The organism is Pseudomonas sp. ok272 (genome assembly GCF_900109995.1).
Taxonomy (GTDB): Bacteria; Pseudomonadota; Gammaproteobacteria; order Pseudomonadales; family Pseudomonadaceae; genus Aquipseudomonas.
The window spans coordinates 107,722-128,128 of record NZ_FOCB01000008.1; the positions used below are offsets into that span (position 1 = coordinate 107,722).

General features: G+C 59.9%; 15 protein-coding genes. 10 read left to right on the forward strand and 5 right to left on the reverse strand.

Features of this window, described 5'->3' with window-relative positions; genetic code table 11:
- Nucleotides 1-181: 181 nt before the first annotated feature.
- The 6 genes from fadB (at nt 182) to BMW74_RS13565 (ending at nt 7,639) form a co-directional block, all read left to right on the forward strand.
- Nucleotides 182-2,329 carry a fatty acid oxidation complex subunit alpha FadB gene (gene fadB, locus BMW74_RS13540; RefSeq protein WP_093420917.1) on the forward strand — a complete coding sequence of 716 codons (2,148 nt, stop codon included), beginning with the start codon at nt 182-184 and terminating at the stop codon, nt 2,327-2,329.
- A 32-nt stretch (nt 2,330-2,361) separates the two neighbouring features.
- The gene (gene fadA / locus BMW74_RS13545) at nt 2,362-3,537 is read left to right on the forward strand and encodes an acetyl-CoA C-acyltransferase FadA (protein ID WP_093420923.1); all 1,176 of its coding nucleotides are present in this window, start codon (nt 2,362-2,364) and stop codon (nt 3,535-3,537) included.
- Between the two features lie 98 nt (nt 3,538-3,635).
- Nucleotides 3,636-3,872 (forward strand): DUF1653 domain-containing protein, encoded by a 237-nt coding sequence (locus BMW74_RS13550; RefSeq protein WP_093420927.1) that lies wholly within the window; start codon nt 3,636-3,638, stop codon nt 3,870-3,872.
- Nucleotides 3,873-3,986: 114 nt separating this feature from the next.
- The gene (topA, locus tag BMW74_RS13555; protein ID WP_093420930.1) at nt 3,987-6,608 is read left to right on the forward strand and encodes a type I DNA topoisomerase; all 2,622 of its coding nucleotides are present in this window, start codon (nt 3,987-3,989) and stop codon (nt 6,606-6,608) included.
- 140 nt (nt 6,609-6,748) lie between these two features.
- Entirely contained in the window at nt 6,749-7,270 is a 522-nt protein-coding gene (locus BMW74_RS13560) for a DUF6586 family protein (RefSeq protein WP_093420935.1), read from the forward strand.
- Nucleotides 7,271-7,405: 135 nt separating this feature from the next.
- Complete coding sequence (locus tag BMW74_RS13565) at nt 7,406-7,639, forward strand: hypothetical protein (protein ID WP_093420940.1); 234 nt, start codon at nt 7,406-7,408, stop codon at nt 7,637-7,639.
- A gap of 105 nt (nt 7,640-7,744) precedes the next feature.
- Here the strand turns inward: BMW74_RS13565 and sulA are convergent, their stop codons facing one another.
- Both sulA and lexA read right to left on the reverse strand, forming a co-directional pair.
- Nucleotides 7,745-8,218 carry an SOS-induced cell division inhibitor SulA gene (sulA, locus tag BMW74_RS13570; RefSeq protein WP_093420944.1) on the reverse strand — a complete coding sequence of 158 codons (474 nt, stop codon included), beginning with the start codon at nt 8,216-8,218 and terminating at the stop codon, nt 7,745-7,747.
- A gap of 10 nt (nt 8,219-8,228) precedes the next feature.
- Entirely contained in the window at nt 8,229-8,837 is a 609-nt protein-coding gene (gene lexA / locus BMW74_RS13575) for a transcriptional repressor LexA (RefSeq protein WP_093420948.1), read from the reverse strand.
- Between the two features lie 252 nt (nt 8,838-9,089).
- Here lexA and BMW74_RS13580 point away from each other — a divergent pair, with 252 nt between their 5' ends.
- The 3 genes from BMW74_RS13580 to BMW74_RS13590 all read left to right on the forward strand — a co-directional run bounded on the left by BMW74_RS13580 (nt 9,090) and on the right by BMW74_RS13590 (nt 11,754).
- Nucleotides 9,090-9,797 carry a TetR/AcrR family transcriptional regulator gene (locus BMW74_RS13580; RefSeq protein ID WP_093420952.1) on the forward strand — a complete coding sequence of 236 codons (708 nt, stop codon included), beginning with the start codon at nt 9,090-9,092 and terminating at the stop codon, nt 9,795-9,797.
- A gap of 197 nt (nt 9,798-9,994) precedes the next feature.
- On the forward strand, nt 9,995-11,005 hold the full coding sequence (nagZ, locus tag BMW74_RS13585) for a beta-N-acetylhexosaminidase (RefSeq protein WP_093420957.1): 1,011 nt from the start codon (nt 9,995-9,997) through the stop codon (nt 11,003-11,005).
- Between the two features lie 11 nt (nt 11,006-11,016).
- Complete coding sequence (locus BMW74_RS13590; RefSeq protein ID WP_093420961.1) at nt 11,017-11,754, forward strand: S-methyl-5'-thioinosine phosphorylase; 738 nt, start codon at nt 11,017-11,019, stop codon at nt 11,752-11,754.
- A 68-nt stretch (nt 11,755-11,822) separates the two neighbouring features.
- Here BMW74_RS13590 and BMW74_RS13595 read toward each other — a convergent pair whose 3' ends face one another.
- Genes BMW74_RS13595 through mfd form a run of 3 tightly spaced genes read right to left on the reverse strand, consistent with a single transcriptional unit; the run spans nt 11,823 to nt 18,551 of the window.
- The gene (locus BMW74_RS13595; RefSeq protein ID WP_093420966.1) at nt 11,823-14,513 is read right to left on the reverse strand and encodes a DEAD/DEAH box helicase; all 2,691 of its coding nucleotides are present in this window, start codon (nt 14,511-14,513) and stop codon (nt 11,823-11,825) included.
- Nucleotides 14,514-14,524: 11 nt separating this feature from the next.
- Complete coding sequence (locus BMW74_RS13600; protein WP_093420970.1) at nt 14,525-15,091, reverse strand: CsiV family protein; 567 nt, start codon at nt 15,089-15,091, stop codon at nt 14,525-14,527.
- Nucleotides 15,092-15,101: 10 nt separating this feature from the next.
- Nucleotides 15,102-18,551, reverse strand: coding sequence for a transcription-repair coupling factor (mfd, locus tag BMW74_RS13605; RefSeq protein WP_093420975.1), 3,450 nt, complete (start codon nt 18,549-18,551; stop codon nt 15,102-15,104).
- A 354-nt stretch (nt 18,552-18,905) separates the two neighbouring features.
- Between mfd and BMW74_RS13610 the strand changes: the two genes are divergently transcribed.
- Nucleotides 18,906-20,369: a glyceraldehyde-3-phosphate dehydrogenase gene (locus tag BMW74_RS13610; protein WP_093420980.1), complete on the forward strand. Its 1,464-nt coding sequence runs from the start codon at nt 18,906-18,908 to the stop codon at nt 20,367-20,369.
- Nucleotides 20,370-20,407 lie beyond the last annotated feature (38 nt).

Consider the following 20,407-nt stretch of genomic DNA (forward strand, 5'->3'; position numbering starts at 1 on the left):
AAATCAAACGGGCGTATGAATTGAGCGTTTGTATTTTCAGATCGCTCCTACAGAATCCCGACTATCGCGTTGGCGGGTGTGCCTGCTGGAATGGCGTTAGCATCGACGTTGTCGTCATGCCGAGCCAGAACATCAGCGTCCGACGTGTACTGTTCAGCTTCCATATCGTGGAGATCAGTTGATGATTTACGAAGGTAAAGCCATCACGGTTAAGGCTCTTGAAAGTGGCATCGTCGAACTGAAGTTCGACCTCAAGGGTGAGTCCGTCAACAAGTTCAACCGTCTAACCCTGAACGAACTGCGTCAGGCCGTGGACACCATCAAGGCAGATGCGTCGATCAAGGGCGTGATCGTCAGCAGCGGCAAGGACGTTTTCATCGTCGGCGCCGACATCACCGAATTCGTCGATAACTTCAAGCTGCCCGATGCTGAGCTTGTGGCTGGCAACCTCGAAGCCAACAAGATTTTCAGCGATTTTGAAGACCTCAATGTCCCGACTGTGGCAGCTATCAACGGCATCGCCTTGGGTGGCGGTCTGGAAATGTGCCTGGCTGCGGACTATCGCGTCATGTCCACCGTGGCCAAGATCGGCCTGCCGGAAGTCAAGCTGGGCATCTACCCAGGCTTCGGCGGCACCGTTCGCCTGCCGCGCATCATCGGTGCCGACAATGCCATCGAGTGGATCGCCGCCGGTAAGGAAAACCGTCCTGAAGACGCGCTGAAAGTAGGCGCTGTTGATGCGGTGGTTGCGCCAGAGAAATTGCAGGAAGCGGCTCTTGAGCTGATCAAGCGCGCCATCTGCGGCGAGTTCGATTACAAGGCCAAGCGCCAGCCGAAGCTGGAAAAGCTCAAGCTCAACGCCATCGAACAAATGATGGCGTTCGAAACCGCCAAGGGTTTTGTGGCTGGTCAGGCGGGTCCGAACTACCCGGCACCGGTCGAAGCCATCAAGACGATCCAGAAAGCCGCGAACTTCGGTCGCGACAAGGCGCTGGAAATCGAAGCTGCAGGTTTCGTGAAGCTGGCCAAGACCTCTGCCGCGCAGAGCTTGATCGGCTTGTTCCTGAACGATCAGGAGCTGAAGAAAAAGGCCAAGGCCTACGACGAAATCGCCAAGGACGTGAAGCAGGCTGCCGTACTGGGCGCTGGCATCATGGGTGGCGGTATCGCCTATCAGTCGGCCTCCAAAGGTACGCCGATCCTGATGAAAGACATCAACGAACACGGTATCGAGCAGGGCCTGGCAGAAGCTGCCAAGCTGCTGGTTGGCCGCGTTGATAAAGGTCGCATGACCGCAGCAAAAATGGCTGAAGTGCTCAACGGCATTCGTCCTACGCTGTCCTACGGCGATTTCGGTCACGTCGACCTGGTGGTCGAGGCCGTGGTCGAGAACCCGAAGGTCAAGCAGGCGGTGTTGGCTGAAGTCGAAGACCATGTCAAAGAGGACACCATCCTCGCCTCGAACACCTCGACCATTTCCATCAGCTTGTTGGCCAAGGCACTCAAGCGTCCGGAAAACTTCGTCGGCATGCACTTCTTCAACCCCGTGCACATGATGCCCCTGGTCGAAGTGATCCGTGGCGAGAAGTCCAGCGAGCTGGCCGTTGCCACGACCGTTGCTTACGCCAAGAAAATGGGCAAGAACCCGATCGTCGTCAACGATTGCCCGGGCTTCCTGGTCAACCGCGTCCTGTTTCCGTACTTCGGCGGTTTCGCCAAGCTGGTCAGCGCCGGTGTGGACTTCGTCCGTATCGACAAGATCATGGAAAAATTCGGCTGGCCCATGGGCCCTGCCTACCTGATGGACGTCGTCGGCATCGACACCGGCCACCATGGTCGCGACGTGATGGCCGAAGGCTTCCCGGATCGCATGAAAGACGACCGTCGTACGGCCATCGACGTGCTCTACGAAGCCAAGCGCCTGGGCCAGAAAAATGGCAAGGGCTTCTACGCCTACGAGACCGACAAACGCGGCAAGCAGAAGAAAGTGGCCGACCCGTCGGTGCTGGAAGTGCTCAAGCCGATCGTTTACGAACAGCGTGAAGTCACTGACGAAGACATCATCAATTGGATGATGATTCCGCTGTGCCTGGAGACCGTTCGTTGCCTGGAAGACGGCATCGTCGAGACCGCTGCCGAAGCCGATATGGGCCTGGTCTACGGGATTGGCTTCCCTCCATTCCGTGGCGGCGCGCTGCGCTACATCGACTCGATCGGTGTTGCCGAGTTCGTTGCCCTGGCTGACCAGTACGCTGATTTGGGCGCGCTGTACCACCCGACCGCGAAGCTGCGCGAAATGGCCAAGACTGGCCAGCGGTTCTTCGGTTAAGCGTCCAAACACTAGAGCGAGAGTGAAATTTTATGAGCTTGAATCCTAGAGACGTCGTGATTGTCGACTTCGGTCGTACTCCGATGGGCCGCTCCAAGGGCGGCATGCACCGCAACACCCGCGCCGAAGATATGTCGGCGCACCTGATCAGCAAATTGCTGGAACGCAACGTCAAGGTTGATCCGAACGAAGTCGAGGACGTGATCTGGGGCTGCGTCAACCAGACCCTGGAGCAGGGCTGGAACATCGCCCGCATGGCGTCCCTGATGACGCAGATCCCGCACACCGCTGCCGGCCAGACCGTCAGCCGCCTGTGTGGCTCGTCCATGAGTGCCCTGCACACTGCCGCGCAAGCGATCATGACCGGTAACGGTGATGTGTTCGTCGTGGGCGGCGTCGAGCACATGGGTCACGTGAGCATGATGCACGGTGTCGATCCGAACCCGCACATGTCGCTGTACGCGGCGAAAGCCTCGGGCATGATGGGCCTGACCGCGGAAATGCTGGGCAAGATGCACGGCATTAGCCGTGAGCAGCAGGATGCCTTCGGCGTGCGCTCCCACCAACTCGCCCACAAGGCGACCGTGGAAGGCAAGTTCAAGGACGAAATCATCCCGATGCAAGGCTACGACGAGAATGGTTTCCTGAAACTGTTCGACTACGACGAAACCATTCGTCCGGAAACCACCCTGGAAAGCCTGGCGGCGTTGAAGCCAGCGTTCAATCCAAAGGGCGGCACCGTGACAGCCGGTACCTCGTCGCAGATCACCGATGGTGCTTCGTGCATGATCGTGATGTCGGCGCAGCGTGCCCAGGACCTGGGTATCCAGCCGATGGCGGTGATCCGTTCGATGGCAGTGGCAGGTGTGGATCCGGCAATCATGGGCTATGGTCCAGTACCGGCCACACAAAAAGCACTGAAGCGCGCAGGTCTGAGCATCTCCGACATCGACTTCTTCGAACTCAACGAAGCTTTCGCCGCACAGGCCCTGCCAGTGCTGAAAGATTTGAAAGTGCTCGACAAGATGAACGAGAAGGTTAACCTGCACGGCGGCGCGATCGCCCTGGGCCATCCGTTTGGTTGCTCGGGTGCACGTATCTCCGGCACGCTGCTTAATGTCATGAAGCAGAATGGCGGCACCTTCGGTGTATCGACCATGTGCATTGGCCTCGGCCAGGGCATAGCCACCGTCTTCGAACGCGTCTAAGCGCTTCGTCGATGGAAGCCGGGGCCAAGTGCCCCGGTTTTTGTTTTTCAGAAGATTTTTATTTTTTATTTGATCGCATTCGAACGAGGCCCCTGAACATGTCGATACAACCCGGTCTCTACCAGCATTACAAAGGACCGCAGTACCGTGTTTTCAGTGTTGCACGGCACTCCGAGACGGAAGAAGAAGTGGTCTTCTACCAAGCCCTGTATGGGGATTACGGTTTTTGGGTGCGTCCCTTGAGTATGTTCCTGGAGTCAGTCGAGGTTGACGGCGAGCAGGTCCCACGCTTTGCTTTGGTGCAGGTCGAACCAAGCCTTTTTTCAAGGCCATAAGCTGAGGGCGCACAGAACCCCGTGCTTGACCTCACCTTGTTGCCACTATATATAGCGGTGCCGCGTCAGGCGCCAACCGCCTTTCACTTCTCGAATTCAGGAATTTTCTGATCCATGGGCAAATCGCTGGTCATTGTGGAATCCCCGGCTAAGGCCAAGACCATCAACAAGTATCTGGGCAACCAATACGTGGTGAAGTCGAGTATCGGCCATATCCGAGACCTGCCCACCAGCGGTTCGGCTAGCGCCAGCAAAGAGCCGGCTGCCAAGCGTGGCAAGGCTGCGGCTGGTGAAGTGCCACTGCTGTCGCCTAAGGAAAAGGCCCGCAAGCAACTCGTTTCGCGCATGGGTGTCGACCCCGATCATGGCTGGAAAGCCAAGTACGAGATCCTTCCGGGCAAGGAAAAGGTCATCGAAGAGCTGCGTCGGCTCGCCAAGGATGCTGACACCATCTATCTCGCAACCGACTTGGATCGCGAGGGGGAAGCCATTGCCTGGCACCTGCGCGAAGCCATCGGTGGTGATGACAGCCGCTACAAGCGCGTGGTGTTCAACGAAATCACCAAGAAAGCGATCCAGGAAGCCTTCTCCAAGCCGGGCGAGCTGGACATTGACCGTGTCAATGCCCAGCAGGCACGCCGCTTCCTCGATCGTGTGGTGGGCTACATGGTCTCGCCACTGCTGTGGTCCAAGATCGCGCGTGGTTTGTCGGCCGGCCGCGTGCAATCGGTGGCGGTGAAGTTGGTGGTGGAGCGTGAGCGCGAGATTCGTGCGTTCAACCCGGAAGAGTACTGGGAAGTGCACGCTGACCTCGGCACTGCCAAGGGCGCCAATGTGCGTTTTGAAGTGGCCCGTGAAAACGGCGAAGCCTTCAAGCCGCTCAATGAAGCCCAGGCCATGGCGGCGCTGGAGAAGCTCAAGTCTTCCAGCTACACCATCGCCAAGCGCGAAGACAAGCCGACCAGCAGCAAGCCATCGGCGCCATTCATCACGTCCACCCTGCAGCAGGCCGCGAGTAACCGCCTGGGCTTCGGCGTGAAGAAAACCATGATGATGGCCCAGCGCTTGTACGAAGCGGGCTACATCACGTACATGCGTACCGACTCGACCAACCTCTCGGCCGATGCCGTGGTGATGGCGCGGACCTACATCGAGGGTGAGTTCGGCGCGAAGTACCTGCCAGAAACCCCGAACGTGTACAGCAGCAAGGAAGGCGCACAAGAGGCTCACGAAGCGATTCGTCCTTCTGATGTGAACACCGACCCGAGCAAGCTGACGGGCATGGAGCGTGACGCTGAGCGCCTCTATGAGCTGATCTGGCGCCAGTTCGTTGCTTGCCAGATGTTGCCGGCCAAATACCTGTCGACCACGGTCAGCGTCGCTGCGAGCGGCTTTGAGCTGCGCGCCAAGGGCCGCATCCTCAAGTTCGACGGCTACACCCGTGTCATGCCGCAAATGGCCAAGCCGGGCGACGACGACGTTCTGCCGGACATGGCCCAGGGCGACGTGCTGAAGTTGATCAAGCTTGATCCAAGCCAGCACTTCACCAAGCCACCGGCGCGCTACTCGGAAGCGAGCCTGGTCAAGGAAATGGAAAAACGCGGCATCGGTCGTCCATCGACCTATGCAGCGATCATTTCGACCATTCAGGACCGCGGCTATGTAGCGCTGCACAACCGTCGTTTCTACTCGGAAAAGATGGGTGACATCGTTACCGAGCGCCTGTCGGAGAGCTTCTCCAATCTGATGGACTACGGCTTCACCGCCGGGATGGAAGAGAACCTCGATGACGTCGCCCAGGGCGAGCGTGATTGGAAGAGTGTGCTCGACGAATTCTACGGGGACTTCAAGAAGAAACTGGAAGTCGCTGAGAGCCCGGAAGGTGGCATGCGTGCCAACCAGCCGGTCATGACAGATATCCCGTGCGTGACCTGCGGTCGTCCGATGCAGATCCGTACCGCATCGACCGGCGTATTCCTCGGTTGCTCGGGTTACAGCCTGCCGCCTAAAGAGCGCTGCAAGGCCACCGTCAACCTGGTGCCGGGCGACGAAATTGCCGCGGACGACGAGGGTGAGTCGGAGTCCCTGGTGCTGCGCGGCAAGCATCGCTGCCCGATCTGCAGCACGGCGATGGATGCGTATTTGCTGGATGAGAAGCGCAAGCTGCACATCTGCGGTAACAATCCGGATTGCAACGGTTACGAGATCGAAGAGGGCAGCTATCGCATCAAGGGCTACGAAGGCCCGAGCCTGGAGTGCGATAAATGCGGCAGCGAAATGCAGCTCAAGACCGGTCGTTTCGGTAAGTTCTTCGGCTGTACCAACGCGACCTGCAAGAACACCCGTAAGCTGCTGAAAAGCGGCGATGCGGCACCGCCTAAGATGGATCCGGTGAAAATGCCCGAGCTCAAGTGCGAGAAGGTCAACGACACCTATATCCTGCGTGACGGTGCTTCCGGCTTGTTCCTGGCGGCCAGCCAGTTCCCCAAAAACCGCGAGACCCGTGCTCCACTGGTGATCGAGATCGTGCCGCACAAGGACGAGATCGATCCGAAGTATCACTTCCTCTGCGAAGCGCCGAAGAAAGACCCGGACGGTCTTCCAGCAGTGATTCGCTACAGTCGCAAGACCAAAGAGCAGTACGTGCAGACTGAGGTAGATGGCAAGCCTACCGGCTGGAAAGCGTTCTACGATGGCGGTAAATGGGTCGTTGAAGACAAGCGCGTAGCTAAGTAATAGCGATTGCGTTGCAAAAAGGCCCCGTACGAACCCTTGGGTTTGTACGGGGCCTTTTTTTGGCTTGCAGGTAACTTGTCTGATCCACGACACTGTTCAGCCTGCATTATGCGCCCTGTACCGTTGTGGAGACCGCCGTCATGGCCTATGAGCTTTATACCCGCACCAACCAAAAAATTTACTTTGCCGGTCTCTCGCTTGAAGCCTTGGCCCGAGTCGAAGATGGGCGGGCGATGAACGCTCCGGCGCTGGTCCAGGCAGGGCGTGAGTCAGCGCTGTTTCATCTGTATGGCGCATTGTTGGGGTTGTGTCACGAGATTGCCGGGTTCTATCGCCTGCCTCAGGCGAACGCGCCGCGTGCGGAGTTGTTGTTGACTCGCGAGGTGCTTGAAAGCATCGCTATCCCTGAGCTGGCCGAGATGGTGGAGCTGGCAAACAGCCCGCAAACCTGGCTAGCCAAGCTTCTGGTGGCCCATGCCGCGCTGTTTCAACCGCCCCGCGCGCCACACAAGCCCAAGGGAGATGTCACGCAGCCGTTGATCGTCGCCGTGAGTCTCGATGATGAGCCTGAGGACGAGTTGAGCAGGGAAGAGCTGGAGAGCTGGCGTCAGAACCTAAAGGCCTTGGCGATTCGCTTTCGTGAAGGGTTGAACGAGTGCTGAGGATGTAAGCGTGCGCTGATCTGAGCGCGGGGCCGCCGCGGCTGACGGTTTTGGTAACGTGCTGTCGGTCAAGATCTCGAGCGAAGTGGTGCCGATGGCTATATAATCTGCGCCTTTCGTGGAGAACAGACCTTTATGCCAACGTCCTTTCTAGAAATTGTCGAGCTGCCAGACGGCCGTATTGAGCTGCGCAGAGCGGAGGACGAGGGTTCTCTGGTAACTCTGGACTTCTCTGAAGACGCCAAAGCGTTCCTGCAAGGCCAGCATGTTGAAGTCGCCAAGGCGATGTTGAGTGTGGGCGTGCAGATGGCGGGGCGCCTGGCTGAAGGCGAATTCGACAAGGAAGAAGGGCCGCGGATTCTTCATTGATCCCGTCTGTCGGCTATTCGTGAAGCATTGTTATAGATAGTTGTTACAGATTGGCTTCTCTGTTCTGGAGAAGCCCTGCGCCTTTCAAGTGCGCGTGCGCGTCACTCAACCCAGTCGAATGTTCAGGCTTTGTGCCTCGCCAATACGAGCGGCGCTGATCAATTGTTGCCGTGCGCCACTGTTTAGCGGGTTCAGCCAGCTGACAACCGTGTGGCTGCGCCCCAGGCGCAGCGCTTCACACGCCAATTGCTGAGCGCTTTGGGTGCCACTGGGTTGAAGCAGCAAAATACGCTCGCGGTTCAGGCCTGCATCGCGCAACCAGGCCTGGGTCAGGCTGGCGGGCGGAGCAATCAGTGTCAGCCAGCGAGCATCCTGGTCCTGGCTCAGTTCCCTGAGGATCGGTGCCAGAAGGCTAAGGCAGTTCCCGGCCGCACCACGTAGTGACAGTTCACTGAATGCCTCGGGTTCGGCGCCCCAAGGCGACTCGACCACGTCTTTCAAAATCGGCGTCAGCGGCTGAGCCATAAACGCTTCGAACAGCGGAAGTTGTGTGTGCTGTGGTGTGTGGGGGAACTGCATAACGCCTCCTTTAGCGGCGAATGACGCCGACACTCAAGCCTTCGATCACCAGATCCTGATCCTTCAAATTGACTTCGATCGGGGCGAACTCGGGGTTTTCGGCAATCAGCCAGACTTTGCTGCCGTCGCGCTTGAAACGCTTGACGGTCACTTCGTCGCCAATACGGGCGACAACGATCTGGCCATTGCGGGCTTCACGCGTGGTGTGTACGGCGAGCAGATCGCCGTCGAAAATCCCCACATCCTTCATGCTCATGCCATGGACGCGGAGCAGGTAGTCGGCTCGAGGATGAAAGAAGGTGGGGTTGATGTTGCAGGACTCTTCGATGTGCTGCTCGGCCAGGATCGGCGCACCGGCAGCGACCCGGCCGATGATCGGCAGGGTAGACTCGTCGGCCTTGGCTTCAAAACCTGGAATGCGTATGCCGCGCGAAGCGCCGGGCGTCATTTCGATCGCGCCCTTGCGCGCCAGGGCCTTGAGGTGCTCTTCAGCCGCATTGGGTGACTTGAAACCCAGCTCCAGGGCAATTTCTGCACGGGTAGGTGGATAGCCGTTGTCTTCGAGGCAGCGTTTGATAAAAGCCAGAATCTCAGCTTGGCGTGGCGTCAGTTTTAGCATTTCGATCGCTCTGTCTTTTTATACAGTGACTGGGATTATATACAGTGAATTGATCTTGGCAATCCTCCATTTTGAGGTGGCGGCCAGGCGGTCAGTTTTCCAAAGGCTGGGGCGGTATCTGTAGGACGAAATACAGTCGTTGGCTTGTATGGTTAAATAGCTGACCGACCGTTCGCAAAACGAACTGGCAGACTTGACAAGGCACAGGCTGAAACGTATGTTTCAAACAAGTGTTTGTCAGGCGGAGTAGCCATGGCCCAGTCGGAAACCGTTGAACGCATTCTTGATGCTGCCGAGCAGTTGTTCGCGGAAAAAGGTTTTGCTGAAACTTCATTGCGGTTGATCACCAGCAAGGCTGGGGTCAATCTTGCCGCGGTGAATTATCATTTCGGCTCAAAGAAGGCCTTGATCCAAGCAGTCTTTTCGCGCTTTCTCGGGCCGTTCTGCGCCAGCCTCGATCGCGAGCTGGAACGCCGCCAGGCCAGGCCGGAGAACAAGCCGACGCTGGAGGAGTTGCTGGAAATCCTCGTTGAACAGGCGCTCGTCGTGCAGCCACGCAGCGGCAATGACCTTTCGATTTTCATGCGCCTGCTGGGGCTGGCGTTCAGCCAGAGCCAAGGGCACTTGCGACGGTATCTGGAAGACATGTACGGCAAGGTATTCCGCCGCTACATGATGCTGGTCAACGAAGCCGCACCTCGTATCCCGCCTATCGAATTATTCTGGCGCGTGCACTTCATGCTCGGTGCCGCTGCATTCAGCATGTCCGGGATCAAAGCCTTGCGGGCCATCGCTGAAACCGATTTTGGGGTCAATACCTCGATTGAGCAGGTCATGCGCCTGATGGTGCCGTTCCTCGCTGCCGGCATGCGCGCTGAAACCGGTGTGACTGATGAGGCGATGGCCGCCGCCCAATTGCGTCCTCGTAGTAAATCAGCGCCGGTTGTCGCCAAGGTTTAACTGCACACGGGTGGGCGCGGCAGCTGACATCCGCTAAGCTAGCCGCCCATGCCGACTCGTGTTTCAGACCCGCTCCCTTTTCTCTTTACCGACTGCGTAGCGCCGGGCAATGTCTTTGGCGACGCCGTCGTGTGTCTGCATCGAGCCAGGTACTTCAAAGACGCGCCGTGCGCGCATTTCGATATCAAGGAATCCTTATGACTGCTGGCCTGCAAGGCTCGTTGATGGTGGACGTCGCCGGTACCTGGCTGACGGCCGAAGATCGCCACCTGTTGCGCCAGCCCGAAGTGGGTGGGCTGATCATTTTTGCACGCAATATCGAGCACCCACGCCAGGTGCGTGAGTTGAGTGCATCGATCCGCGCCGTACGTCCTGACTTGTTGCTGGCGGTGGACCAGGAGGGCGGACGTGTGCAGCGTCTGCGCCAGGGTTTCGTGCGCCTCCCGGCCATGCGCGCCATTGCCGACAACCCTAATGCGCAGTACTTGGCCGAGCAGTGTGGCTGGATCATGGCCACGGAAGTATTGGCAGTTGGCCTGGACCTGAGTTTTGCACCGGTACTGGATCTCGATTATCAGCGCAGTGCGGTGGTCGGCACCCGTTCGTTCGAGGGTGATCCGGAGCGGGCAGCGTTGCTCGCCGGTGCCTTCATTCGCGGGATGAACCAAGCGGGCATGGCCGCCACGGGCAAGCATTTCCCTGGCCACGGCTGGGCTGAGGCGGATTCCCACGTAGCGATTCCCAATGATGAGCGCAGCCTTGATCAGATCCGCGCTAACGACCTGGTACCGTTTGCCCGCTTGAGCAAGCAGCTCGCGGCCGTCATGCCAGCCCATGTGATCTATCCGCAGGTTGACTCCCAGCCTGCCGGCTTCTCGCGTCGCTGGCTGCAGGACATCCTGCGGGGTGAGTTGCAGTTCGATGGGGTTATTTTCAGCGATGATCTGTCGATGGCCGGTGCACATGTGGTGGGTGATGCCGCCAGCCGCATCGAGGCCGCACTGACCGCAGGTTGTGACATGGGGTTGGTGTGCAATGACCGCGCGGCGGCCGAGCTGGCGCTGGCTGCGGCTCAGCGTTTGAAGGTCAAGCCGTCGGCGCGTATTGCCCGGATGCGGGGCCAGGCGTGCGCCAGCACTGACTACCGACAGGATCCACGCTGGCTGACCGCCCTCGGCGCGCTCAGAGACGCCCAGCTCATCGATTAAGGACATTGGCAATGACGGTTTACGCAATCATCGGTGGCACCGGCCTGACCCAGCTTGAAGGGTTGAACATTCATCGCTCGTTGGCACTCGACACGCCCTATGGTGCGCCGTCTGCGCAGATTCAGGTGGGCGAGTATGGCGGGCGTGAAGTGTTGTTTCTCGCTCGTCACGGCCACCCGCACCGACTGCCGCCGCATCAGGTCAACTATCGCGCCAACCTGTGGGCGCTCAAGCAGGCAGGTGCCGAGGCCATCCTGGCGGTGAACGCGGTGGGCGGGATTCATGCCTCCATGGGGACCGGGCATTTCTGCGTGCCTCATCAGTTGATCGACTACACCAGCGGTCGCCAGCACACCTATTTTGCCGATGATCTGGAGCAGGTTACCCATATCGACTTCAGCTACCCCTACAGCGAGTCGCTGCGCGAACAGTTGGTTGCCGCCCTGGCCGCCGAAGGTTGTGCCTACAGCAGTCACGGCGTGTACGCCTGCACGCAGGGCCCGCGCCTGGAAACCGTTGCCGAGATCGCCCGCCTGGAGCGTGATGGTTGCGATATCGTCGGCATGACGGGGATGCCCGAAGCCGCGCTGGCTCGTGAGCTGGAACTGGATTACGCCTGCCTGGCACTGGTGGTGAACCCGGCGGCCGGCAAGTCCACGGCAGTGATCACCATGGCCGAGATCGAGCAGGCGTTGCATGACGGCATGGGCAAGGTGAAGTCGACGCTGGCGCGGGTGTTGGCGGGCTGATAATGACCTGTCCAGCGTAAGTTTTTTCGCGAGCAGGCTCACTCCCACAGATGCGTTGGATGGCGCGGCTAGACCTTTGACTTGTCCGGCAGTGGTGCAAACAGTGCATCAATGTCGTCGCTCTGCAGCTTCCAGTCTCCGGTGGTGCGTCCATCCAGGACGCCGGCCGCGAGATCAGCCTTTTCCTTCTGCAAGTGTTGGATTTTCTCTTCGACTGTGCCCCGGGCAATCATCTTGTAGACGAACACGGGTTTTTCCTGGCCTATCCGGTAGGCGCGGTCAGTGGCCTGGTTTTCCGTCGCCGGGTTCCACCAGGGATCGTAGTGAATCACCGTATCGGCTTCTGTCAGGTTTAGGCCTACACCACCGGCCTTCAGGCTGATCAGAAAGATCTGATGCTTGCCGCTCTGAAAGTCTTTCACTGGCGTGCGCCGATCCCGGGTTTGTCCGGTCAGCAGCGCGTAGGCAATGCCGCGCTTGTTCAGCTCATCTTCGATCAGTGACAGCATCGAGGTGAACTGCGAGAACAGCAGGATCTTGCGGCCCTCGTCGAACAGTTCTTGAAGCATTTCCATCAAGCTGTCGAGCTTGCCGGAGGTGCTGCCGCGGGTGGGCAGGGCGCCTTCATTGACCAGGCGCAGGTCGCAGCAGACCTGGCGCAACTTGAGCAGTGCCTCGAGGATGATGATCTGGCTGCGCGCCACGCCTTTGCGGGTGATCTCGTCGCGCACTTTCTTGTCCATGGCCAGGCGCATGGTTTCGTACACGTCGCGCTGCGCCTCGTTGAGGTCGACCCAATGGATGATCTCGGTTTTCGGCGGCAATTCGGTCGCCACTTGCTCTTTGGTACGGCGCAGCAGGAACGGTTTGATCCGGCCATTGAGGTGTTGCAGGCGTGCGTCGCTGGCGTGCCTTTCGATGGGCACGCGGTAGTCGCGGTTGAAGCTTTTCACATCCCCCAGCCAGCCGGGCAGCAGGAAGTGGAACAGCGACCACAACTCGCCCAGGTGGTTTTCCAATGGGGTGCCGCTCAGGCATAGGCGTTGCCGGGCATTGAGCTCCCGTGCGGCCTGGGCGGCCTTGCTGCTGGGGTTCTTGATGTACTGCGCTTCGTCGAGCACCAGTATGTGCAACGGCTGCGCCGCCAGGCGTTCGAGATCCTTGGGCAGCAGGGCGTAGGTGGTGAGGATCAGGTCGTATTCGGCCAGATGCTCGAAATGTTTTTTGCGGGCCGCGCCGTACAGCGCCAACACCTTGAGCTGTGGGGCGAAGTGCGCCGCTTCATCGAGCCAGTTGGGGATCAGGCTGGTGGGCATCACCACCATGCAGGGCCGATCGAGGCGTCCGGCGTTTTTTTCGGTCAGGACATGGGCCAGGGTTTGTAGGGTTTTGCCCAGTCCCATGTCATCCGCGAGGATGCCGCCCACTTCCAGTTGTCGCAGCGATTGCATCCAGCTCAAGCCTTCGAGCTGATACGGGCGCAGCGTCGCATTCAGGCCCTCGGGCGCGCCGCAGGTGTAGTCCTTGATGTCGCGCAGGCGCTGGGCGAAGGTGCGGATGTGTTCGCCGCCCTCCCACAAGAGCGGCATGCCTTCCAGTGGATTGAGGCGGGTGGCATCGGCGGTGCTCAGGCGCAGCGTGGTTTCGCCGGACGCTTGCAAGTAGAACTCGCCGAGCGTCGCCAGCACGGGCTTGAGTCGTCCGAACGGTAGCGCGACTTGCAGCGGGCCGTACTCGGAGTTCGGGCGATTGGGGATGTTCACCAGGATCAACTCGTCGTCTCGACGCTTGGCCAGTCGTTCCGGATTAAGGATCTCGGTGTGCGAGCGCATCAGGTTGAGCAGGATCGGCAGCAGGCTCAGGCGCTCGCCGTTGACGATGATCCCCAGTTCCAGGTCAAACCAATCGCGCTCCGGGGCCTCGTCGACGGTGGCGTACCAGTCGTCCACGGTCGTCAAGTCGAAGCCGAAGTCTTCATCGATCTGCAGCTCCCAGCCTTGCTCGCGAAGCTTGGGGAGTTCGTTGAGGGTGAAGGTTAGCCACGCGCTGTCGTTGACCATCTCGTAGAGATCGCCAGCGCTTTCCGGGAGGGCCTTGCTTTGGCGGGTTGCGACCTTGAAGCCCAGTAGGCGTAGCTGCTCGCGGTAGGTCTTTTCCGCTTCCGGCTGGCGCTTTATCCGCAGTGTCTGATGTTCCTGGCGGATCAGGACGTCGGCATTCTTTTGCCCGCTGACGTATTCGTCCAGGTAGTTGAACGACAGCGCGGCGCGGTGCTGGATGTAGCGCTGCATCTTGCCGTTGCGCGGTTCAAAGGCGCTGAATTCGATGCTGGCCAGCCACAGGCGTGGTATTGGCGGCACGTCGTCCATCAGCTTTTGCGGTAAGGGCGCAGGCGAGCGGTTTTCCAGGATGGACTGCAGCTTTTCCAGCAGGTGCGCGTCTTTGGCGGCGGCCGGGTATTGCAGGGTGTCCTGGACTTTCAACAGCACGGCCGCGCAGTGCTTGCAGTTGACCCTGACCGGGCAACTGCAGGTGGCGTCGACCAGCAGCAACGTGGCTTTGGCGGATTCGCGCAGGGTGATGGTCTGGCGGTAGACGTTGCCACCAGAGCCTTCGCAACTGGCGGTGAGGGTGCTGTCCCCGGCCTCGACGATTCTGACGCGATTCTCCAGGGCGTAGCGGCGGCCACGCTCCAGGCTTTGCTCCTTGAATCGGCTGACCCAGGAAGGGCCCAGGGGTTTGCTCAGGCTCGGGGACATAGGGACTTCAATCAGTCCGGGTCGACAGCGGGGGCTTGTCGCTGCGCGGGCGCCGTCAGCGAGGTGATCTTGATCAGCAGGCCCAGGTGACCGTTGTCGAGGAAATTGAGTTGGCCGTTTTTGGTGTGGCTTTCCTGTTGCAGGCGCTCCGTGCTGCTGGCCAGACCGTTGCTGTCGAATTGATTGACCCAGAACTTGGCGTCCACATCGGTAAAGCGTCCTAGCTTCAGGTCCAGCGTGCCCTGGATCGGGAACTGGCCGAAGTGCTCGGGGCCGTCGCTGATCGAGACCTTGCTGGCGCTTTCGCCGAGGTTCTGTTGCCAGGCCTTGTGCAGCAGCACGGTGTAGTCGCTACTGGCCTGCAGCTTTTCCACTTCGGCGTTGAGGCTTGGCGTGCGCAGGTCGGCGGCAGTCACGGGTTGCGCACCTGCAGCCCAGTCTTCGGGCGCGGGGCGGCTGACGATGGCAGGCACGGCGTTTTGCCGGACCAGGATCATTTCAACTTGATACAGGCTGTCGGCAAACGCGGTGGGGGCGATCAACGTCAACAACAGGGTCAATGAGCGAAACAGGCGCATAGGGCGTCCTTCAAGCAGATTTCGGAGTGAGGTGCTCAAGCAGCGCCTCTACTGTATTAAAGCGCTCTTGCGGGCTTTCCATCGGCACCATGAATTTGAACATCGTGGCCCCTTCGAACTTGTAGCGTTTGGGCTGGCCCTGGATCAACTTGATCAGCGTCAGTGGGTCGACCGGTGTTTGCGCGTCGAACTCGATACGCCCACCCTGCGGGCCGCCGTCGACTTTCTTGATCCCCAGTTGCTCGGCTTGCAGCTTGAGCAGGGTCAGTCGTATCAGGTTCTTGGTCGGCTCTGGGAGCAGGCCGAAGCGGTCAATCATTTCCACCTGCAGGTCCTTGAGACCTTCTTCATCGGTGGCCGAGGCAATGCGCTTGTACAGGATCAGCCGTGCGTGAACGTCCGGCAGGTAGTCTTCGGGAATCAGTGCGGGCACCCGCAGGTTGACTTCCGGCCCACCGCCCAGGGGTTGGTCGAGGTTCGGTTGCTCGCCCTTGCGGATCGACTTCACCGCGCGTTCGAGCATTTCCATGTACAGCGTGAAACCGACTGCCTGGATCTGCCCGCTCTGGCCGTCGCCCAGCAGTTCGCCGGCACCACGGATCTCCAGGTCGTTGGTCGCGAGCACGAAGCCGGCACCGAGGTCCTGGGTGTTGGCGATGGCTTCCAGGCGTTTTTCCGCGTCCGGGGTGATTTGCTGGCGTGGCGGCGTGAGCAGATAGGCGTATGCCTGGTGGTGACTGCGCCCAACCCGGCCGCGCAACTGGTGCAATTGCGCCAGGCCGAACTTGTCGGCGCGCTCGATGATGATGGTGTTGGCGCTGGGCACGTCGATGCCGGTCTCGATGATGGTCGAGGCGATCAGCACGTTGAAGCGCTTGTGATAGAAGTCGCTCATCACCTGCTCGAGTTCGCGCTCGCGCATTTGTCCGTGGCCGATGGCGATGCGCGCTTCTGGCACCAGTTCGGCGAGGTCGGCGGCACATTTCTCGATGGTTTTCACGTCGTTGTGCAGGTAGTAGACCTGGCCGCCACGCAGCAATTCGCGCAGCAGTGCCTCTTTGACGGTGCTCTTGTTCTGCTCCATGACGAAGGTACGCACAGACAGTCGGCGGGCCGGCGGCGTGGCGATGATCGACAGGTCGCGCATGCCCGATACCGCCATGTTCAGCGTGCGCGGGATAGGCGTCGCGGTCAGGGTCAGGATGTCGACTTCGCTGCGCAGGGCCTTGAGCTGTTCTTTCTGGCGCACACCGAAGCGGTGCTCTTCGTCGATGATCACCAGCCCCAGGTTTTTGATCTTGACGTCGTCTTGCAGCAGTTTGTGGGTGCCGATGACGATATCGATCTTGCCTTCGGCCAGGTCGGCTACCGCGGCATTCACTTCCTTGGTCGACTTGAAGCGGCTCATCACTTCCACGGTCACCGGCCAGTCGGCGAAGCGATCACGGAAGCTGTTGTAGTGTTGTTGGGCGAGCAGGGTGGTGGGCACCAGGATCGCCACCTGCTTGCCGCCGTGCACGGCGATGAACGCCGCCCGCATGGCAACTTCGGTCTTGCCGAAACCCACGTCGCCGCACACCAGGCGATCCATCGGTTTGGGCGCGAGCATGTCGGCGCGCACGGCATCGATGGTGGTTTGCTGGTCTGGGGTTTCTTCGAACGGGAAGCCGGCGCTGAAGGTGGCATAGTCGGCCTTCGGATCGGCGAAGGCATGCCCTTCGCGGGCGGCGCGGCGGGCATAGATGTCGAGCAGCTCGGCGGCCACATCGCGTACCTGTTCGGCGGCCTTGCGCTTGGCTTTCTGCCACGTCTCGGAGCCCAGGCGGTGCAGCGGCGCGAGCGCATCATCACTGCCGGTGTAGCGGGCGATCAAGTGCAGGTTGGCCACCGGCACGTAGAGCTTGGCGCCCTCGGCGTATTGCAGCGTGAGGAACTCGGCGGCCTGGTTGTCGATCTCCAGGGTCGCCAGGCCAAGGTAGCGGCCGACGCCGTGGTCGATATGCACCACCGGCGCCCCTTCGCGCAGTTCGGTGAGGTTCTTGATCACCGCGTCGTTGTTGGCGTCGGTGCGCTTCTCGCGACGACGGCGCTGCATCACGCGCTGGCCGAACAACGGGCTTTCGGCCACCAGCGCCAGGGCCGGGTCGTCCAGCAGCAGGCCTTCGTCCAGGGGGGCGATGGTGATCGCCAGGCGGGCTTTGCTGGCGACGAAGTCCGGCCAGCTGTCGACCGTTTTTGGTTGCAGCTTCAAGCGTTGCAACAGTTCCAGCAACACTTCGCGGCGCCCCGCCGATTCGGCGGTGAACAGCACGCGGCCGGGGAATTCGTCGAGGAAGCTGGCCAGCGCGGCCAACGGCTGGTTGGCCTTGGCTTCGATCGCCAGGTTCGGCAGCTCCCGAGCGGGGAAGCGCTCGCGGCCTACGCCCGTTTCCACGTCCTGCTGGCTGGCCACCACGCGCGGCCAACCCTTGAGCCGGGCGAAGCAGTCTTCCACCGGCAGGAACAGCTCGGCGGGAGGCAGTAAAGGGCGGGATGGATCGACGCGGCGCTCTTCATAGCGATTGCGCACATCGTTCCAGAAGTTTTCCGCGGCCTGCTCGATGCCCGGCAGGGAAAACACTTGGGTGTCCTGGGGCAGGTAATCGAAGAGGGTGGAGGTTTCGTCGAAGAACAGCGGCAGGTAGTACTCGATGCCGGCGGGTGTAATCCCGCTGCTCAGGTCCTGGAAGATCGGGCAACGGCGGAAGTCCACGTCGAAGCGCTCACGAAACCGCGCCTTGAAGCGGGTAACGGCATCCTTTTGCAGTGGGAACTCGCGCGCCGGCAACAGCTTGACCGACTCGACCTTGTCGATGGAGCGCTGGTTTTCCGGATCGAAGGTGCGCAGCGTCTCGATTTCGTCATCGAACAGGTCGATGCGGTAGGGCAGTTTGCTGCCCATCGGGAACAGGTCGATCAGCGAGCCGCGCACGGTGAATTCGCCGTGCTCATACACGGTGTCGACGTACCGATAGCCGGTAGCTTCAAGCCGCGTGCGCATTTGCTCGACGTCGAGCTTCTGGCCGACGTCCAGCACCAGGCTGCTGCCCAGCAGGAACTTGGTCGGCGCCAGTCGATGCAGGGCCGTGGTGATCGGCACCACCAGCACGCCATGGCTCAGCTCGGGCAGTCGATAGAGGCTGGCGATGCGCTGGGAAATGATGTCCTGGTGTGGCGAGAACAAATCGTAGGGCAAGGTTTCCCAGTCGGGGAAATGCAGCACCGGCAAATCGGGGGCGAAAAAACTCAGCTCCTGTTCCAGCCGTTCAGCACTTTGGCTGTCGGCGGTCACGAGCAGGGTGAAGCGCTTGGCAGCGCTGGCGGCCTCGGCGATGGCCAGGCTCAGGGCGGCACCGGGCAGGTTGCCCCAATGCTGTTTACCTGCCGCGGCAGGGAGAAGCGGTAGACGCAGAACGGGCACGGAAGGTTGAGCTCCAAGCGTTGCGACAAAGTCGGTAAGTGTAGCGGCCTCGGGTGCAGGCTGTCAGTTGCAGACTGTGTCTATCTACACACTCTGCGCAAAATGTAGTGGTAATGACAAAAACGGCTGGTTATTTACGGGATATGTAGTGCCGAAATGGTGCGGTGTTACGGAGGGTTACAGACATGGCGCTGTGCTCCCCAAAACATAGCCTGCGCTGCAAGCCCCGGTTTTAAGGGCTTTGCGCGTGCCTTATTTTTTTTGAAGACGATTTTGTTACGGGTTGCGCGACAGGCGCGCATTGCTACGGGAGGGACTCGGCGGCATAATGTAGCCCCTTTTTTCAGCCCCTACATGTGGAAGGTTCCCGTGACTCAGAAGCCCGACCAGTGTCTTGGTGAATGGATCGACCGTGAAGCACTCGCAGAAGCGATGATTCCGCTTATCGGTCAGCTCTACCGCAATAATAATGTGGTGAGCTCGATCTATGGCCGCAGCCTGATCAACCGTTCAGTCATCGCGATTCTCAAAGCGCACCGCTTTGCGCGTCATCGTCAGTCCGATGACAGCGAATTGTCCGTTCACGAAACATTCCCGCTGCTCAAAGCCATGAGCGAACTCAAGCTCGGCGCTGCTTCGGTCGACCTGGGCAAGCTGGCAGTCAAATTCAAGGCCGAAGGCAACGGCCGTAGCGCCGAGCAGTTCGTGCGCGAAGAACTGGCCGATGTGGTAGGTCAGCAAAACGTCTCCGCCCGCAAAGGCACTGACGTTGTCCTGTACGGCTTCGGTCGTATCGGCCGTCTGCTGGCGCGCATCCTGATCGAAAAAACCGGTGGTGGCGACGGCCTGCGTCTGCGCGCCATCGTTGTGCGCAAGGGTGCTGATAACGATCTGGTCAAGCGTGCCAGCCTGTTGCGTCGTGATTCGGTACATGGTCCGTTCGATGGCACCATCACCATCGATGAAGCCAACAACACCATCACGGCCAACGGCAACCTGATCCAGGTTATCTACGCCAAGAACCCGACTGAAGTGGACTACACCCAGTACGGCATCAAGAACGCGCTGCTGGTGGACAACACCGGTGTATGGCGTGACGCTGATGGCCTGGGCCAGCACCTGGCTTGCCCGGGTGTCGACCGCGTGGTGCTGACTGCGCCTGGCAAAGGCAAGCTGAAGAACATCGTTCACGGCATCAACCACGGCGAGATCACCGCCGACGACAAGATCATTTCCGCCGCCTCCTGCACCACCAACGCCATCGTGCCGGTGCTCAAGGCTGTGAATGACAAGTTCGGCATCATCAACGGCCACGTTGAAACCGTTCACTCGTACACCAACGACCAGAACCTGATCGACAACTTCCACAAAGGCGATCGCCGTGGTCGTAGCGCAGCGTTGAACATGGTGATCACCGAGACCGGTGCCGCTACCGCTGCTGCCAAGGCCCTGCCTGAGCTGGCCGGCAAGCTGACCGGTAACGCGATCCGCGTTCCAACGCCAAACGTGTCGATGGCCATCCTCAACCTGAACCTTGAGAAAGCCGCCACCCGTGAAGAGATGAACGAGTACCTGCGCTACATGGCGCTGCACTCCGATCTGCATAAGCAAATCGACTTCGTCAACTCGCAGGAAGTGGTGTCCACCGACTTCGTTGGCTCGCGCCACGCCGGTGTAGTGGACGCTGAAGCGACCATCACCCAAGACAACCGCGTTGTTCTGTACGTTTGGTACGACAACGAGTTCGGTTACAGCTGCCAGGTAATTCGCGTGATGGAAGACATGGCCGGTGTAAACCCGCCAGCCTTCCCGCGCTAAGCCCTAGCCGCCGATGAAAACGCCTCGACACCGTCGGG

Bases quoted from the DNA above. Each gene is read 5' to 3' on its own strand.
- BMW74_RS13610 (WP_093420980.1), top strand. From the start codon at position 18,906: ATGTGGAAGGTTCCCGTGACTCAGAAGCCCGACCAGTGTCTTGGTGAA.
- topA (WP_093420930.1), top strand. From the start codon at position 3,987: ATGGGCAAATCGCTGGTCATTGTGGAATCCCCGGCTAAGGCCAAGACC.
- BMW74_RS13595 (WP_093420966.1), bottom strand. From the start codon at position 14,513: ATGTCCCCGAGCCTGAGCAAACCCCTGGGCCCTTCCTGGGTCAGCCGA.
- nagZ (WP_093420957.1), top strand. From the start codon at position 9,995: ATGACTGCTGGCCTGCAAGGCTCGTTGATGGTGGACGTCGCCGGTACC.
- BMW74_RS13565 (WP_093420940.1), top strand. From the start codon at position 7,406: ATGCCAACGTCCTTTCTAGAAATTGTCGAGCTGCCAGACGGCCGTATT.
- fadA (WP_093420923.1), top strand. From the start codon at position 2,362: ATGAGCTTGAATCCTAGAGACGTCGTGATTGTCGACTTCGGTCGTACT.
- BMW74_RS13600 (WP_093420970.1), bottom strand. From the start codon at position 15,091: ATGCGCCTGTTTCGCTCATTGACCCTGTTGTTGACGTTGATCGCCCCC.
- lexA (WP_093420948.1), bottom strand. From the start codon at position 8,837: ATGCTAAAACTGACGCCACGCCAAGCTGAGATTCTGGCTTTTATCAAA.
- BMW74_RS13580 (WP_093420952.1), top strand. From the start codon at position 9,090: ATGGCCCAGTCGGAAACCGTTGAACGCATTCTTGATGCTGCCGAGCAG.
- BMW74_RS13560 (WP_093420935.1), top strand. From the start codon at position 6,749: ATGGCCTATGAGCTTTATACCCGCACCAACCAAAAAATTTACTTTGCC.
- fadB (WP_093420917.1), top strand. From the start codon at position 182: ATGATTTACGAAGGTAAAGCCATCACGGTTAAGGCTCTTGAAAGTGGC.
- sulA (WP_093420944.1), bottom strand. From the start codon at position 8,218: ATGCAGTTCCCCCACACACCACAGCACACACAACTTCCGCTGTTCGAA.
- BMW74_RS13590 (WP_093420961.1), top strand. From the start codon at position 11,017: ATGACGGTTTACGCAATCATCGGTGGCACCGGCCTGACCCAGCTTGAA.
- BMW74_RS13550 (WP_093420927.1), top strand. From the start codon at position 3,636: ATGTCGATACAACCCGGTCTCTACCAGCATTACAAAGGACCGCAGTAC.